12 protein-coding genes are annotated in these 15,690 nt (G+C 61.2%); all 12 read right to left on the reverse strand.

Annotated features, from left to right (window positions below; genetic code table 11):
- Positions 1–16: 16 nt before the first annotated feature.
- The gene (locus ASH01S_RS06340) at positions 17–796 is read right to left on the reverse strand and encodes a sulfite exporter TauE/SafE family protein (protein ID WP_067925286.1); all 780 of its coding nucleotides are present in this window, start codon (positions 794–796) and stop codon (positions 17–19) included.
- A gap of 163 nt (positions 797–959) precedes the next feature.
- Complete coding sequence (locus ASH01S_RS06345; protein ID WP_067925290.1) at positions 960–1,658, reverse strand: phosphoadenylyl-sulfate reductase; 699 nt, start codon at positions 1,656–1,658, stop codon at positions 960–962.
- A gap of 265 nt (positions 1,659–1,923) precedes the next feature.
- Positions 1,924–2,505, reverse strand: a complete 582-nt coding sequence (locus tag ASH01S_RS06350) for an acetate uptake transporter (RefSeq protein WP_067925293.1) — start codon at positions 2,503–2,505, stop codon at positions 1,924–1,926.
- Positions 2,506–2,520: 15 nt separating this feature from the next.
- Entirely contained in the window at positions 2,521–4,476 is a 1,956-nt protein-coding gene (acs, locus tag ASH01S_RS06355) for an acetate--CoA ligase (RefSeq protein ID WP_067925296.1), read from the reverse strand.
- A gap of 231 nt (positions 4,477–4,707) precedes the next feature.
- Positions 4,708–7,029: an alpha-xylosidase gene (yicI, locus tag ASH01S_RS06360; protein ID WP_067925299.1), complete on the reverse strand. Its 2,322-nt coding sequence runs from the start codon at positions 7,027–7,029 to the stop codon at positions 4,708–4,710.
- 125 nt (positions 7,030–7,154) lie between these two features.
- The gene (gene xylA / locus ASH01S_RS06365) at positions 7,155–8,312 is read right to left on the reverse strand and encodes a xylose isomerase (RefSeq protein WP_067925392.1); all 1,158 of its coding nucleotides are present in this window, start codon (positions 8,310–8,312) and stop codon (positions 7,155–7,157) included.
- An 87-nt stretch (positions 8,313–8,399) separates the two neighbouring features.
- Positions 8,400–9,956 (reverse strand): xylulokinase, encoded by a 1,557-nt coding sequence (gene xylB / locus ASH01S_RS06370; protein WP_157067024.1) that lies wholly within the window; start codon positions 9,954–9,956, stop codon positions 8,400–8,402.
- Between the two features lie 101 nt (positions 9,957–10,057).
- Positions 10,058–11,698: a glycoside hydrolase family 9 protein gene (locus ASH01S_RS06375; RefSeq protein ID WP_067925305.1), complete on the reverse strand. Its 1,641-nt coding sequence runs from the start codon at positions 11,696–11,698 to the stop codon at positions 10,058–10,060.
- 79 nt (positions 11,699–11,777) lie between these two features.
- Positions 11,778–12,752: an ABC transporter ATP-binding protein gene (locus ASH01S_RS06380; RefSeq protein ID WP_067925308.1), complete on the reverse strand. Its 975-nt coding sequence runs from the start codon at positions 12,750–12,752 to the stop codon at positions 11,778–11,780.
- The gene (locus ASH01S_RS06385; RefSeq protein WP_067925312.1) at positions 12,739–13,728 is read right to left on the reverse strand and encodes an ABC transporter ATP-binding protein; all 990 of its coding nucleotides are present in this window, start codon (positions 13,726–13,728) and stop codon (positions 12,739–12,741) included. Before ASH01S_RS06385 ends, ASH01S_RS06380 begins: the two co-directional genes overlap by 14 nt.
- Positions 13,725–14,618: an ABC transporter permease gene (locus tag ASH01S_RS06390; RefSeq protein WP_157067025.1), complete on the reverse strand. Its 894-nt coding sequence runs from the start codon at positions 14,616–14,618 to the stop codon at positions 13,725–13,727. Before ASH01S_RS06390 ends, ASH01S_RS06385 begins: the two co-directional genes overlap by 4 nt.
- A 49-nt stretch (positions 14,619–14,667) precedes the next feature.
- On the reverse strand, positions 14,668–15,630 hold the full coding sequence (locus tag ASH01S_RS06395) for an ABC transporter permease (protein WP_067925315.1): 963 nt from the start codon (positions 15,628–15,630) through the stop codon (positions 14,668–14,670).
- Positions 15,631–15,690: the final 60 nt, after the last annotated feature.

Consider the following 15,690-nt stretch of genomic DNA (forward strand, 5'->3'; position numbering starts at 1 on the left):
CGGGTAGAAGTGTTCGTCACTTGACTAGCAAATTCCAGCTCGACCACCCGAGCATCACCAGCAAGGCCGCCTGAATGGCCTTTTCCGGGACCCGCGCGGTCAAGCGACTGCCAATCAGGATGCCCGGAATGGAGCCGATGAGAATGCTGGCCGCCAAGCCGAAATCCACGTTGCCGAAGGCAAAGTGTACCAACGCCCCGACAGCCGTCACCAGCACGCCCTGAACGACATCCGTGCCGACCATCTTCGCCGCAGCCATCGGGTACAACAGCCCCAACATGGCGACGTAAATGGCACCGCTGCCAATCGATGTGGCCCCAACGATGGCCCCCGCCACCAGTCCGAGCATCACCAACCGCACCGCAGGCGGCTTGCTCTCCTCCTCGCCAGCCCCCGTCCGCGCCTGTCTGCGCGACTGCCACCAGCGCCAAATCATCACCGCAATCGCCAGAATGTAGACCGCGCCGAGGATGCGGCTCATCCACAAATCGAGCGCCGCCGTATCCAGGCGCCGCTCCATCAGCCCGATACTCAGCGATCCGATGGCCGCCCCGGGCACGCTGCCCAACGCTAGCCACAGGACCACGGCGAAGTGAACTGTACGCTGGCGAATGTGCTGAACCGCGCCGACCAACTTGGTGACTGAGGCGTACAGGAGATCCGTCCCCACGGCGACCGTTGGATGAACATTGAACAGGAAAATCAACATCGGCGTCATGAGGGAACCGCCACCCATGCCAGTCAGGCCAATGAGGGCGCCAACCACGAAGCCGCCGACGGACACGCGTAGGTCCACTCGGGCATCACTCCGCTCTCCTTGTGCCAGCGCAAAAAAGCCGCTGCGGCCATAACACAGGCCGGAGAACCCGGCCGCGAGCGAGGAGAATTTCTCCCCGCTAGGGACAACCTATGATGTGGCCGCGCGCTCTGGAAAGGCCATTCGCGCGAGGGAGCCGACTTTACTTATGCAGTCCGCACTCCGTCTTCGCAAACCCCGCCCAGCGACCGCTACGCGGGTCTTCCCCCGGCGCCACCGGCCGCGTGCAGTGCAGGCAGCCGATGCTGGGATATCCTTGGTCGTGAAGCGGATTGTAGGGGACATCGTGCGCCCGGATGTAGTCCCACACTTCATCGTTCGTCCAGCGCACCAGCGGATTGACTTTCACCAAACCGAATTTCTGGTCCCATTCGAACACCTTGGCGCCTCTGCGCGTGGGCGCCTGTTCTCGACGAATGCCGGTAATCCAGCCTTCATGCTGCGCCAGCCACTCCGTCAGCGGCTGCACCTTGCGTAGCGCGCAACACTGGTCTGGGTCTCGCTTCCACAGCTCATCTCCGTACTGACGCGCCTGCTCGTCCAAGCTCAGCTTGGAACGCACCTGGTGGAGATTGGGGATTCCGTACCGCTCTTTCGCCCTCTCCACCAGCTCGTACGTTTCTGGAAACAGCACATCCGTATCCAGGTAGAATACGGAAGCGTTCGGATCAATCCCCATCAGCATGTCGAGCAGCACCATGTCCTCGGCGCCAAAGCTGCAGGCAAACGTCAATCCATCAACCAGCCGAACGGCTTCGCGCAGAATCTCGTCCGCCGGGGCCGTCTCCAGTTCGTCAGCCAGGCGGACAATTTCTTCCTGCGATAATTTCGTCCTCTCCACGCCACGCACCTCTAATTCCGATACAAATAGTATATCTTCCAATGCATTCAGTCTACGCGATCTTGGAGCCAGCGTCAACAACGGATTCTCGCATAAAAATCCCCATCCTGCCTCTCCAGGCAAGATGGGGTCAACGCTCACACTCTCGGCGGAGCTGTGGAGATGAGGACAGGGCCGGCGCCGGACGCTCATGCGCTGGTCGTCTGTGCTGGGGCTTAAGCCGTAGTGCAGGCGACCTGAGACATGCCTGAGCTGTCGGCGGGCCTCAGGCGGACACGCCGGTTGCCGCCCGAGGCCGTGCGTAGGCCTGGCCCAGCGGCAGGACTGTCCGTCCAGCGGTGGTGTTGATGACTGTAGCGGCCGACGTGTACAGGGCCAGCAGGCCACACAGCTCGCCCATCCACCCGCCGGGCGACGACGTTCCCAGTACACCAAAATCGTGCAGGGCCAACAGGCCAAAGGTTATCCATAGAGTCAAGAAGACGAAAAACAGTGCGCGATTGAGATAGAAGGTGCCAAACCACAAGTAGAAGGTGAGGATGCCGAAGAACAGCAGAAACACCCCCATACCTGCCTTGGGTGCGGCCCGCACGATAAAGTAAAACGCCAGCCAGAACGCCCCGTACGACGAGAATGCCGTCGCGCCGAACGTATTTCCGTTCCGAAACTCCCACATACCGGCCAGCAACTGGGCGCCGCCCCCGTAGACCAACGCCAGGCCCAATACAACCCCCATCGCATCCGCGCTGGTGACGCCGGCGTTGATCAGACTGAGGATGCAGGTGGTCACGCCGAATCCGGCCAGGCCCAGAGGACCCGGATCGCCGATTTTCAGGTCGTTCGCCATCCTTCACGCCTCCCTCTATTCTTTGTCCCGATAGAGTTCCTTGAGCTGCTCGACGACGGACGGATCGGCCAAAGTGGTGGTGTCCCCGAGCACCCGTCCTTCCGCGATGTCGCGCAGCAGCCTGCGCATGATTTTGGCGCTGCGTGTCTTCGGCAGTTCGGCGGTGAAGACGATTTCCTCGGGCCGCGCCATGGCGCCGATTTTCTCCACCACGTGCTGCTTGAGTTCGGCCACCAGGTCGTCGCTGGTGGTGACACCCTCCTTGACAGTGACAAAAGCGGTGATGGCCTGCCCTTTCACCTCGTGGCTGCGCCCGATGACAGCCGCTTCGGCGACGGCCTGGTGGTCCACCAGGGCGCTCTCCACCTCCATCGTGCCGATGCGATGGCCGGAGACGTTGATGACATCGTCGATGCGCCCCAGAATCCAGAAGTACCCCTGCTCATCCACGTGCGCGCCGTCGCCGGGCAGGTACACGCCCGGAAACTTGCCGAAATACGTCTTTCGGAACCGCTCGTCGTCGCCCCAGACGGAGCGCAGCATGGACGGCCAGGGCCTGTCGATGACGAGGTACCCGCCGTGACCCGACGCTACCTCCCGCCCGTTCTCGTCCACCACCTTCGCGGAGATGCCCGGCACCGGTCGCGTCGCTGACCCTGGTTTGGTCTCCACCAGGCCGGGTAGCGGAGCAATCATCGCGCAGCCGGTCTCCGTCTGCCACCAGGTGTCGACAATCGGGCAGCGCCCACGCCCGATATATTCATGAAACCACATCCAGGCTTCTGGATTGATGGGCTCGCCGACCGTCCCCAGCAGGCGCAGGGAGCTAAGGTCATGCCTCTCCGGATACTGCGGCCCCCACTTCATGAACGTCCGGATGAGGGTAGGCGCCGAATAGAATATGGTCACTCCGTACCGTTCAACCATCTCCCAGAACCGCTCGCGGCTCGGCCAGTCCGGTGCCCCTTCGTACATCACCACCGTCGCGCCCGCCGAGAGCGGCCCGTAGACGATGTATGTGTGGCCTGTCACCCAACCAATGTCGGCGGTGCAAAAATAGACGTCGTCGTCCTTCAGGTCAAAGACGCTGCGCATCGAGGTATTGCAACCCACCAGATAGCCACCGGTCGTGTGCACGATGCCCTTGGGCTTGCCGGTCGTCCCGGAGGTGTACAGGAGATAGAGGATGTCTTCGGCGTCCATCGTTGCGGCGGGAAAAGGTGTGGTCGGGGCGCTGTCCATCAATTCGTGCCAGTACACGTCCCGGCCGGGCTGCATCTTGGCGCTGGCCGTCTCACCGACGCGTTGGACCACCAGCACCTGGCCCACGCCGGTGCCCTCGACCGCTTCGTCGGCATTGGCCTTGAGCGGCAAAAGGTTGCCGCGCCGCCAACCGCCGTCGGCGGTGATGAGCAGCTTCGCGTCGGCGTCCAAAATTCGGTCGCGCAGCGAATTCGCCGAAAAGCCCGCAAACACCACCGAGTGGATGGCCCCAATCTTGGCGCAGGCCAACATCGCTATCGGGAGTTCAGGGATCATCGGCAGGTAGATGGTCACGCGGTCACCCTTGCCCACCCCCAGCTGTTGGAGCATGTGCGCCGCCTTGTCGACTTCGCGGCCCAGCATGTCATAGGTGTAGACCCGGACATCCCCGGGCTCTCCCTCCCAAAGGAGGGCGGCCTTGTTCTTGCGCGGCCCCAGCCGGTGGCGATCCACGCAGTTGTAGGCCGCGTTCAGCTTGCCGCCGAGAAACCATTGGGCGTGTGGGGGATTCCACTCCAGCACCGTGTGATACGGCTCAAACCAGTCCAGGTGTCGTGCCTGCTCCGCCCAGTACCCCTCCGGGTCCGCCGCAGCTCGTTCGTAGACGGACGGATCGTTGAAATTGGCGTTGTCCCGGAACGATGGACTGGGGGCAAAGGTCCTCGTCTCCGCCAGCAAAGTGTCGAGGTCTTTCGGTTCACCGCTCATGAGTTATCCATGCCCCTCCTTGAAATGAGAGAATGATAGATACGCAAACGGTTTCATCTAAGGAACCAGTGATCTTTATTCATAATACTCCACCGATTTGGTATTGCAAGACACTACACCCGAGAGTGGAGGCGCCGGCCTGCAACTAAATGGAAGACACAAGCCCTTCGGGAGGCCGCACAACGAAAGAGAGGCCCGGGTACCCGGGCCTCTGTCAAACTTTGGTCACTGTCAGTGAGCAAGCCGAATCGCCAAGTAGGAAGCACCGTCTTCGGGGACAATGCGCACCCCGCGCTCCGTCCTTTCCACGCGACCTCCCTCGACCTCATCGACGCTCTGCACCCCGTTCAGCAGCACGATCCACGGCTTGCTGGCGCCGTCCACCCGGAAATCGATGCGATCCGCCCGCCGCTCGGCCACGGCCTGCACCGCCTGCAGAGTGTCCGGCGCGTACACGGTGGCTTCCGCCCTGCGCCCGTCCTCAAGGGCGAACACCTCGTAGCAGACGCCGTCAGTGTAGTCGTACTCGGCCGTGTCGGTGCGAGCCCCGGCCGCCACAATGCTGTTGCCGCGGACGAACAAGGGCAGGTTGAAGTAGTCGCAGCACGCCTGCAGCCAGCGCCCGCCCACCACCTGCTCACCGGTCAGGTAATGGGTCCACAGCCCATCCGGCAGATAGTAGTCGACCCGGCCGTCCTCCGAAAACACCGGCGCCACCAGCAGTGAATCCCCAAGCATGTACTGCCGGTCGAGCGTGTCACAGGCGGGATCGCCTGGGAACTCGAGGAACATCGCGCGCATCATCGGAACTCCCTGTTCATGCGCAGTCACGGCCTGCCCATATAAATACGGCATCAGCTTCAGCTTCAGGGTCGTGAAGTGGCGCAGGACATCCACCGCTTCCTCGTCGAACAGCCACGGGACGCGGTAAGACGAGCTGCCGTGCAGACGGCTGTGGCTGGAAAGCAAGCCGAACGCAATCCAGCGCTTGTACACGTCCGCCGTGGCGGTCTCCTCGAAGCCGCCGATGTCGTGGCTCCAGTAGCCAAACCCGCAGGCTCCCAACGACAAGCCTCCGCGCAGGCTCTCGGCCATCGACTCGTAACGGGCGTAGCAGTCCCCACCCCAGTGTACCGGGAACTTCTGCCCGCCGACAGTGGCCGAGCGGGCAAACACGACCGCCTCGCGTTCGCCGCGTTTCCTTTGCAACAGTTCGAACACCGTCTGGTTGTAGAGATAGGTGTAATAGTTGTGCATCTTGACCGGATCGGCCCCGTCATAATAGACCACATCAGTGGGGATCCGTTCGCCGAAGTCGGTCTTGAAGCAGTCGACACCCATGTCCAGCAGCCGCTCCAGTTTGCCCTGGAACCACGCTCGGGCCTCTGGGTTGGTGAAATCGACCAAGCCCATGCCGGGCTGCCACAGGTCCCACTGCCAGACGTCGCCGTTCGGTCGCTTGAGCAGGAACCCACGCGCCGCCGCTTCGTCAAACAGCGGTGACTTCTGGCCGATGTACGGGTTTATCCAGACGCACACGTGCAGACCTCTTTCCTTGAGACGCTGGAGCATACCCTCCGGGTCTGGGAACACCCGCTCATCCCACTCGAAGTTGCACCACTCAAACTCCTTCATCCAGAAACAGTCGAAGTGGAACACGCTCAGGGGAATCTCGCGCTCCGCCATGCCATCGACAAAGTGGTTGACCGTCTGTTCGTCGTAATCGGTGGTGAACGAGGTGCTCAGCCACAGCCCGAACGACCAAGCAGGCGGCAGCGCGGGTTTGCCGGTTAGGTCGGTGTAGCGACGGATGACGTCTTTGGGGGAGGGTCCATAGATGACAAAGTACTCCAACGCCTCGCCCGTGACGGAAAATTGCACGCGCGAGACCTTCTCCGACGCCACCTCAAATCCCACATGCTCGGGGTGGTTGACGAACACACCATAGCCGCGATTGGTCAGATAGAACGGAATGTTCTTGTAGGCCTGCTCCGAGCCGGTGCCGCCGTCTTCGTTCCAGATGTCGACCACCTGGCCGTTCTTGACAAACGGCCCAAACCGCTCCCCGAGACCGTACACACACTCGCCCACACTCAGGTCCAGTTCTTCCTTTACATAGGGTGTCCGGTCGTCCATCCGAATGTAGGCCATCGCCTTGCTGCCACTGCCTGTCAAGCGGCGGCCATCGCCGAAAAAGTCCATGCGGAAGCGCCGCTTGGCAATCTGGACGGTAAGGGAACCGGATGTGAGGCTGACCTGTTCATCCGTTTCCGCCACAGACACCGGAGCCTCGCCGTCACAGAGTTCAAAGCGCGGCCCCGTGTCCCGCGTCCCACGAAAGTGCTCAATACGCACCCGAATCACGTTGGCCATGGGAGAGGAAAGGTGAATCGTCAAGAGCGGTCCCTGCAAGGTGGCACCGCGATGTGCAATGTGCTGGCACGGCGCGTACAGGGTGAGTGCGTTGTCATGGCGGTCCAGCGTATGCACCTCCGCCGGCAAGTGCATCGTAACGCCCGCTCTGTTGAGCCAGTTTCCATTGCTGAATTTCACAGATGTCGCTCCTTTGCATGCGGACGCGGACGGCCGGGGGTCCCCCAACCGTCCGCTGTGTCCACCGTATAAGAGTACTACCTCATGTTCGGGCGGGACGTGGCACGTCACCCCAAGCGGGGTGATCACCGAACGCCGAGCAACAGTTCAACCACCAGTTGGTCGAGTTTTTCGTACTTGTGGCCCTTCTGCCCATACGCCACGCGGTCAAACGGCTTCTCCCGCAGGCTGCGTAGCGCCTCGCTCGAATAGGTGATGGGCTGACCGTCGTCCTCCTCCTGAATCTCCTGGAGCAATCCTTGGATCTCCTCATCGCGGCGGAAGCGTTCCACCTTGTCGCGCAGAATGAGATAGTTGCGGATGCATCCGCGGGCAAAATCTCGCACGCCTTCCAGGTCCTCGCTTCGGTAGGCGTGCGCATCGAAGTGGCGCATCCCCTGATAACCCGCATCCTCCAGCAGTTTAACCAAATAGAAGGTCGCTTTCAAATTCTCCGATCCGAACCGCAGATCCTGGTCGAAGCGGCCGATTTTCTGATCGTTCAGGTCAATGTGGAACAGCTTGCCCGCCGCCAGCGCCTGCGCTACCTGGTGGTGGAAGACCAACCCTGCCATCTGCTCGTGCGCCACCTCCGGGTTGACCCCGACCATCTCGGGGTGCGCCAGCGTCGCGATAAAGCCCAGCATCGCCCCGGTCGTCGGCAGAAACAGGTCGCCCCGCGGTTCGTTCGGCTTCGCCTCCAGGGCGAATTTCAGCCCATAGTTTCTATCCAATACGTACTCGCACAGAAAGTTGACCGCTTCCTGGTACCGCTTGAGCGCGTCGCGTGCGTCCTTCGAGGCGTCGACCTCGACGCCCTCGCGGCCGCCCCACAACACAAAGACCTCGGCGCCCAGCTCGTGCGCCACGTCGATGGCATCGAGCGTCTTGCGGATGGCGTATTCCCGTACCGGCTTCCGGTTGGACGTGAATGCCCCGTCGCGAAACACCGGATCCGTGAACAGGTTGACCGTCATCATTGGCACCTTAAGACCGAGCGCTTGCGCCTTGTCCTTAAACTTGGCCACAATTCGATCCCGCTCGGCAGGCGTCGCGTCAATCGGAATCAGGTCGTTGTCGTGCAGGGTGACGCCGTAAGCGCCGACCCCGGCCATCAACTCCAGGTTGTCGAGCGGATTTAGCTCCGGGCGCACTTCAACGCCGAACGGATCGCGCCCGCGATTGCCCGTGGTCCACAGTCCAAACGTAAAGTGGTCTTCGGGACGGGGGGTAAATGAACTCATCAGGTCATCCAACTCCTTCATCCGATGTGAAATATCGGTACTCACCGCATCCTGGGCGGCCGTCCGGGTCCGTCGGCCCGCACCGATTTAGGCTTGGCTCTCTCCCGCCAGCGCCCGCAGCGCCGGAAACACCGGCTTGAGGGCCTGATACGCCTGCTGATATAAACCGTACTGGCGGTCGTAAAGGGATTGCCAGGCGGAGTTTGGCTCCACCACATCGGCCACTTCTATCCAGTCGGCCATCCCCTGCGGCTCGACAACACCCGCCCCGACAGCGGCGAGAATCGCCGCTCCGAAAGCCGGCCCCTCAATGCCGTGGACAATCTGTATCGGCCGCTGCAGGACAGAGGCGAGGATCTCCACCCACAAGCGCCCTTTGGCGCCGCCGCCGGAAACCCGCCAGGTGTCGGCTGCGAGACCACTGTCGGCCAGACAGGACCAGCACTCCCGCAGGCTGAACGCGACACCCTCCAGGACCGCGCGCACCATCTCGGAGCGGCCGTGGCGCCAATCAAGCCCCACCCAACTCCCGCGCGCGTCCGCGTCCAGATGCGGCGTGCGTTCACCCAACAGATAGGGCAGGAACAGCACGCCCCCCGCACCTGCCGGTGCCTTCGCCGCCTCGCGGGTGAGCAGGTCGTACACGTCCTGGCCGGAGAGTAGAGCCGTGGCGTCCTCCAGCTGCGCCAACTGGCGCCGGTACCACTGCAGAGATCCGCCCGCCGCTTGCGTCACGCCCATCGTAAACCACTGCCCGGGCACCGCATGGCAGAATGTGTGCACGCGCCCGAGCGGATCGCGGACGGGACGGGCGGAAGGCGTGAGTACCACTCCCGAGGTGCCGAGAACAACTGAAACAGTGCCGGGATTGACAATGCCCAGACCCACGGCTCCCGCTCCTTGGTCGCCGGCGCCGGCGACCACCGGGATCCCGGCAGGAAGGCCCAGCAGATCAGCCGCTGCAGGGGTCACATGCCCAGTGATCTCCCCGGATTCAAACACCTGCGGCAGCCACGCTAGAGGGATGTCAAGGGCGCGACACATCTCCTCCGACCAGGTGCGGTGCGCCACGTCAAACAAAAGCGTGCCGGACGCGTCGCAGACGTCGGTGGCGCGCACACCGGTCAGGCGGAATCCGATGTAATCCTTCGGCAATAAGAACGACGCGATGCGCGCGTAGGCTTCCGGTTCATGCTGGCGCATCCACAACAGCCGCGTGGCCGTAAAGTTGGCGAGCGGCGGGTTTTCGGTCAGGCCAATCACCCGCTCACGCCCCAACTCCCGTTCAATCCACGCGGCCTGCTCGACTGTCCGCAGGTCGCACCAGATAATGGCCGGGCGGACTGGCCTTCCGTCGTTGTCCAACGGAACGAGTCCGTGCATTTGTCCGGACAGCCCTATGGCCAGGATGTCCATACCGCCCTCGGCGGCCTGCAGCTTTGCGGTCAAGTCGCGCACCGCCGTTATGGTGGCCTGCCACCAGTCCTCTGGGTGCTGCTCGGCGTAGCCGGACTTGGGAGCGTAGAGTTCATAGGCGGCGCCGGACACAGCCAACAGCCGTCCGTCCGTTGAGACGGCCACCACCTTCACTCCGCTCGTTCCGACATCGATGCCAATCAACGCGGAAGGCGCTTTCCCATTCACAGCCCTTCCCTCACTTTCAGCGGAAATCCGCAGTCTGAAACCCTGCTAAATTGATTCTTTATTAGTTTATTGAATAACCAAATGAAGATCAATGGACCATCTCAGATTTTGCTGGCATTCGCATAGGCCGCCACAAACACAGCAGGTGCATTCCAGTAGATGGCCACCTCGTTGGTGGAGTAGCTGCCCTCGTCATCCACGTAGCACCTGGCCGGCGGCGTGCCCTCCCGCAGTCGGGCGCGGGCCGCTTCGTCTTGGCGGTGCCGATTGGGGCCCCCGGCCACCATGCCGGGCACCGGTTCAAGCACCCCATCGGCCACCGATGGCCGGTGGTGAGGGTGGATCATCGGCCGGTATCCAAACCCGCTCACGTAGCATTGGGCCAGTGGGTTGCAACCCAGCAGGTAGTGCAGCTGCGCCAAAGCCTGCTCACGGTAGGTATCCGTTTGCGCCAGCCTGTCTGCGAAGATCAAGTGCATCGCGCGATGGAGAAGCACCATGTTGCTGCCCCAGATGTAATCGGGCTCATCCAAACACACCCCGTATGGGTTGGCCTGGCTCAGTGCCGCCAGCGACTGGGCTCGCTCTTGCCAAGCGCGGGACGGCCCGGCCAGCCAATCCGCGTCCGTCCCCAAACCCGACTCCCGTGCGCCGCCGAGCAGCAGGGCCAGCGTGCCGTAGCCGCCGACATCGGCCCACCCCAAACCGAGGCTGTCAAACCCGCCCTCAGCGTGAATACGCTGCGCCGCTGCCAGGTATTCCATGTCACCTGTCGCTCGCCACAACTCTGCACTCGCCCAGTACCACTCATCGGCCACCACGACATCCCCGTACTCTCCAGTGTGGATATCGGGAGGATTGATGAACCCTTGCGACGCCGCTTGCGGATTTTCCTCACGCCAATGGTAGGCGCGCCGCGCGGCTTGCAAACAACGAGTGGCGAGTTCAGGGTGAACCGTCCGATACACGCGGGCGGCCATGGCCATCACAGCCGCAAAGGCACCTGTCGCAGCCGCGGAGACAGGCGCAAAGTACAAGGGGGCCAGGTCGTTTTCGGGCATGACACCCAATCCCGGGAACTCCTTCGTCGTCACCTTGTGGTACACTGCCCCATCGGCGCGCTGCATCGTCCACAGCCAGCGGAGCTCATAAGCGACCTCACTGAGAATGTCGGGTATATCCCCGCCCGATTCCGGGATGCCAACCGGGATCGCAAACACCTGCGGAAAGCATTCATATGCCAGCAGCAAGTCAGCCACCGTGACAGCGGCGGCAACCGTATATTTGCCATAATCGCCCGCGTCGTGCCAACCGCCCGGCGACGGGCGCCGAAGCTGCGGCTGCTCATAGTCGATGCAATCCCCCAAGTGGCAGGCCGCATGCGTCCACGCCCCTGCGTATTGGGGCAGCAAATCAGTCCCACAGCGTTGGTAGTAGAAAAACTTCAACAGCGCCTGTTGGACATCGATGTACACGTCCGGTCCGATGCGGAACGCCGGACCGGTACCGACGCCGGGGATACGGATAGTGTACAGGCCGGCTTGGTCGACTGCACTGAGGTCGCCGACAAACACCGTCTCCGCCGAGGCGGGGAGCATGTGCGGTCCCTCCAGGCGGCCCATCCACACGCACGTTCCTTCCGCGTCCAAGACCTCGAATTCCTCAGCTTTCACATCAGTTACAAACCATTTGCGCATGCCGGGCAGATACCCTAACTGATTCATGCGGACCAGCGCGTTCATGCTATCACCTCCTGTCGACAACCGGACAAAGGCGCCGCCTTGGTCCGAAACTCGGGCTTAGGCGGCAATTGGAACTCCGTCAGATAACCTGGGCAGTCACACCGGCCTGATGGCAGGACACCTGATGCTGGTCACCCACCATCTTCTCCTCGGGTTTGGTCGTTCGGCAGATGTCGGTGGCCAGCGGGCAGCGTGGATGAAACGGGCAGCCGGAGGGTGGATTGATGGGCGATGGAATTTCGCCAGGCAATGTGGAGAAGGTAGATCTCTGGGCGAGCGATTCCGGCACCTTAAGCACCGATTGCATCAGCACACGCGTGTACGGGTGCTGCGGATGGGCAAACAGTTCGTCCACAGGCGCCCGCTCCACAATCTCACTCAGGTACATGACCGCTACAGCGTCGCTCATGTACTCCACCACCGCCAAGTTGTGCGAGATGAAGATGTAGGAAAGATTGTGTTCACGCTGCAGATCCTGCAGCAGCGAGATGATCTGGAGTTGGATGGACACGTCCAAAGCAGAGACGGGTTCGTCGCAGACAATGAGCTTCGGGTTCAGGGCCAGCGCCCGGGCAATCACGACGCGCTGCTGCTGACCCCCGGACAGCTCCGTGGGATAGGCGCGCGCCATATTTTCCGACAGCCCCACCCGTTCCATCAATTCGCGCACCCGGTGGGAGCGCTCCTTGGCATCGCCAATGTTGTGGATGATGAGCGGATCCTTGATATTGCGTTCCACGGTCATGCGCGGGTTGAGAGAGGACAGCGGGTTTTGAAAGATCATTTGCATGTCCTTGCGCTTTAACCGTAGCTCTTTGGTCGACAGGCTGCGGATATCCACACCGTCAAAGACGATGGAGCCACTGTCCGCTTCAATCAGGCGAAGAACCGCTCGGCCAAGCGTCGACTTCCCAGATCCGCTCTCTCCCACTAAACCGAGCGTCTTTGCGGGACCCAGCGTGAACGACGCGTTTTGCACCGCCTTCAACGTCCCGCCCGGCACCTTGAATGTCTTGCTCAGGTTTTCGACGACCAGCAATTCACTGTGCGACATGTTCCAGCACCTCTTCCGCTCGATGGCAGGCGACAACATGCTCCTGCGCGATGATACGCAGATCCGGTATCTCGTCACGGCAACGGTCGGTCACCAACAGGCACCGATCCGCAAACGGGCACCCGCGGGGCGGCTCAATCATCACCGGCGGATTGCCCGGAATAGGGGCGATTTTCCGGCCCCGGCTGCCGATTTCCAGAATGGAAGACTTCAAGGCGCGACTGTAGGGATGGGCCGAGTGGCGGACAAACTCCTCCACCGGCGCCGATTCCATCACCTGGCCGCCATACATGACGATGACGCGATCGCACAAGTTGGTCGCAACACCCAAGTCGTGGGTGATCATGATGGTGCTCATCTGACGGTTCACCTGCGCCTCGCGCAGCACCGAGAGCACCTGCATCTGGACGGTGACGTCCAGCGCCGTCGTCGGCTCGTCCGCAATCAGCAGCTTCGGCTGGCAAGCCAGCGCGATGGCAATCATCACACGCTGCCGCATACCGCCGGACAACTCAAACGGGTAGTTCTTCATCCTGCGGTGCGGATCGGCAATGCCGACTTCCTCCAGCAGCGCCACGGCCCGGTCCCAGGCCTCCTGCTTGCTGCACAAGCGATGCACCAGCATCACTTCCATAACCTGCTGACCCACGCGCTTGATAGGATTGAGACTGGTCATCGGATCTTGGAACACAATTCCAATCTCGCGCCCGCGCACCGCCCGCATCTCATGCCGATTGAGCTTGAGCAGGTCCACCCCTTCAAACTCTGCGGTGCCCGCCACCACTTTCCCGTTTTCGCCAATCAATCCGAGAATGGACAGCACCGACACCGATTTCCCCGATCCGCTCTCGCCCACGATGCCGAGCGTCTCCCCGCGGCGCACCTGAAAGCTCACACCGTTGACCGCGTAAACCAGACCGTCCGGACGCCGAAAATGGGTGGTTAGGTCCCGCACGTCCAACAGGATGTCACTCATTTCGACGCCCCCTTTGTGTTGAACGCCTCTTGCAGGCCATTGCCAACGAACAGAAAGGCCAGCAGCGTGATTGCAAACAGCACGGCCGGAAACACGAGCAGCCACGGATACCCCATCATGTCGGCAGCCCCGGTGGTCACCAGATTGCCAAAGCTCGGCATCGGCGGCCGCAGTCCCAGTCCGACGACACTGAGCCCGGCGTCCTGAATGAGCGCGTACGGGATGCCAAACGACAACGACACAATGACGTTGCCGATGATGTTGGGAAACAGGTAATGTAAGGCGATGTACCGTTTGGTAGCGCCGAGTGAGATGGCGGCTTCAACCATTTCGCCCCCGCGCAGCGACAACACCAGACCGCGGATCAGGCGGGCGTAGCCGGACCACTGGGTGATACCTATCGAGATGAAAATGGGCAGGATGCCGCGGCCCAAGTCAATGACCAAGATGAGGTTCAGAAAGTAAGCGGGAAAGGCGAACATCAAGTCTACGAGTCGCATGATGATATTATCAACGATACCGCCCATCATCCCGGCCAACAGGCCCAAAATGGCGCCGATGACAAAAGCCACCGCCGTTGCCCCAAAACCAATGATACAGGCAAAGCGGATGCTGTACAGTAACTCGCTGAGCATGTCATGACCAAGGCTGTCGGTGCCAAACCAATGGGTAGCGCTCGGGCCCATATTGGCGCTCCCATAATCGGTGGTGGTATACGAGTAGGGCGCAACCCAGGGGCCAATGATACCCACGATAATGAAGATGCCCACCCAAACGAGACCGGCGACGGCCAAGCGATTGCGGGCAAATCGCCGCCAGGCCAAAACTCGCCGCGATGCGGGTGGCTTCGGCCTTAAATCGGCCTGTAAAACGCCTTCCACTACCGACACGCGTGCTCTCCCCTTCCTTGTGGATTCTTTGCAGTCGACTTGTCAGAGATCACTTGAGCCGAATTCGTGGGTCCAGGATCGTATAACAGATGTCCACCAATAGATTCGTGATCATCACCAACAGGCAGAGGATAAAGATGTACGTGATGGCAAGCGGAAAGTCGTCCGCTCCGAACGCCTGATTCAGCAGTGAGCCCAGTCCCGGGATGGAGAACAGATTCTCAATCCAGACCGTGCCGACCACAGTGAAGGCAAACTGCGGTCCAATGACAGTGACCAGAGCAATCAATGAGTTCGGGAACGCATGCCGAAGGACAGCGGCCCACTCCGGAACCCCCTTGGCCCTAGCGGTGCGAATGAACTCCAGTCCCATGGTGTCAATCATGCTGCTGCGCATGTACTGGGCGACATTCCCGATGTTCCCGACGGCGAGCGCGATGATGGGCAAGACGGCCTGCTGAACACTCCCCCAACCACTTATGGGGAAAATTGGGATGAGGACACCAAACACTAACATCAAGAGAACGGCAAACACAAATGAGGGAATCGCCTGCCCCCCCAGGGAGAGCGTCGTCATCACGTAGTCCACCCAGGTGTTCTTCCGCACCGCGGCCAAAATCCCGAGTGGAATGCCGACAATGGTAGACAGGATCACAGAGCCGAGGGCCAGAATGAAGCTGATGGGAAAACCGGATTTCAGCGTATCCATTATGGGCGTCGTTGGATTCTCAAACGACGTGCCAAAGTTGAGCGTGAAACAGTGATAGATGTAACGCCAGATCTGGAGATAGAGTGGTTGATCCAGCCCATACCGTTCCTTCCAGTCGTTCATCATCGCCTGGAACGCCTGCGGGTTCTCAGCCGCCAGTGTTTGAGCTTGCTGCCCAACCTGCTGTTGATTAAAGAAGCTCCCCGGGGCAATGTACATGAGAATGTACGACAGGGCGATGATGACCGCCGTCGTGATAATGATGGCGATGATGCGCTTGGTCAGAAATTTGGCGATGGCCATCCTGACTCCCCTTTCTCATGGGTTATCCGGCGAAGCAGGTCCCCTGCACCAAGCTGCGAT

This window comes from Alicyclobacillus shizuokensis NBRC 103103, assembly GCF_001552255.1.
In the GTDB taxonomy this organism is placed as follows: domain Bacteria; phylum Bacillota; class Bacilli; order Alicyclobacillales; family Alicyclobacillaceae; genus Alicyclobacillus_G; species Alicyclobacillus_G shizuokensis.

What these genes read in the sequence shown, in the direction of transcription:
- ASH01S_RS06350 (WP_067925293.1), bottom strand. Translation starts at nt 2,505, where the DNA reads ATGGCGAACGACCTGAAAATCGGCGATCCGGGTCCTCTGGGCCTGGCC.
- acs (WP_067925296.1), bottom strand. Translation starts at nt 4,476, where the DNA reads ATGAGCGGTGAACCGAAAGACCTCGACACTTTGCTGGCGGAGACGAGG.
- xylA (WP_067925392.1), bottom strand. Translation starts at nt 8,312, where the DNA reads ATGAGTTCATTTACCCCCCGTCCCGAAGACCACTTTACGTTTGGACTG.
- ASH01S_RS06375 (WP_067925305.1), bottom strand. Translation starts at nt 11,698, where the DNA reads ATGAACGCGCTGGTCCGCATGAATCAGTTAGGGTATCTGCCCGGCATG.
- ASH01S_RS06380 (WP_067925308.1), bottom strand. Translation starts at nt 12,752, where the DNA reads ATGTCGCACAGTGAATTGCTGGTCGTCGAAAACCTGAGCAAGACATTC.
- ASH01S_RS06385 (WP_067925312.1), bottom strand. Translation starts at nt 13,728, where the DNA reads ATGAGTGACATCCTGTTGGACGTGCGGGACCTAACCACCCATTTTCGG.
- ASH01S_RS06395 (WP_067925315.1), bottom strand. Translation starts at nt 15,630, where the DNA reads ATGGCCATCGCCAAATTTCTGACCAAGCGCATCATCGCCATCATTATC.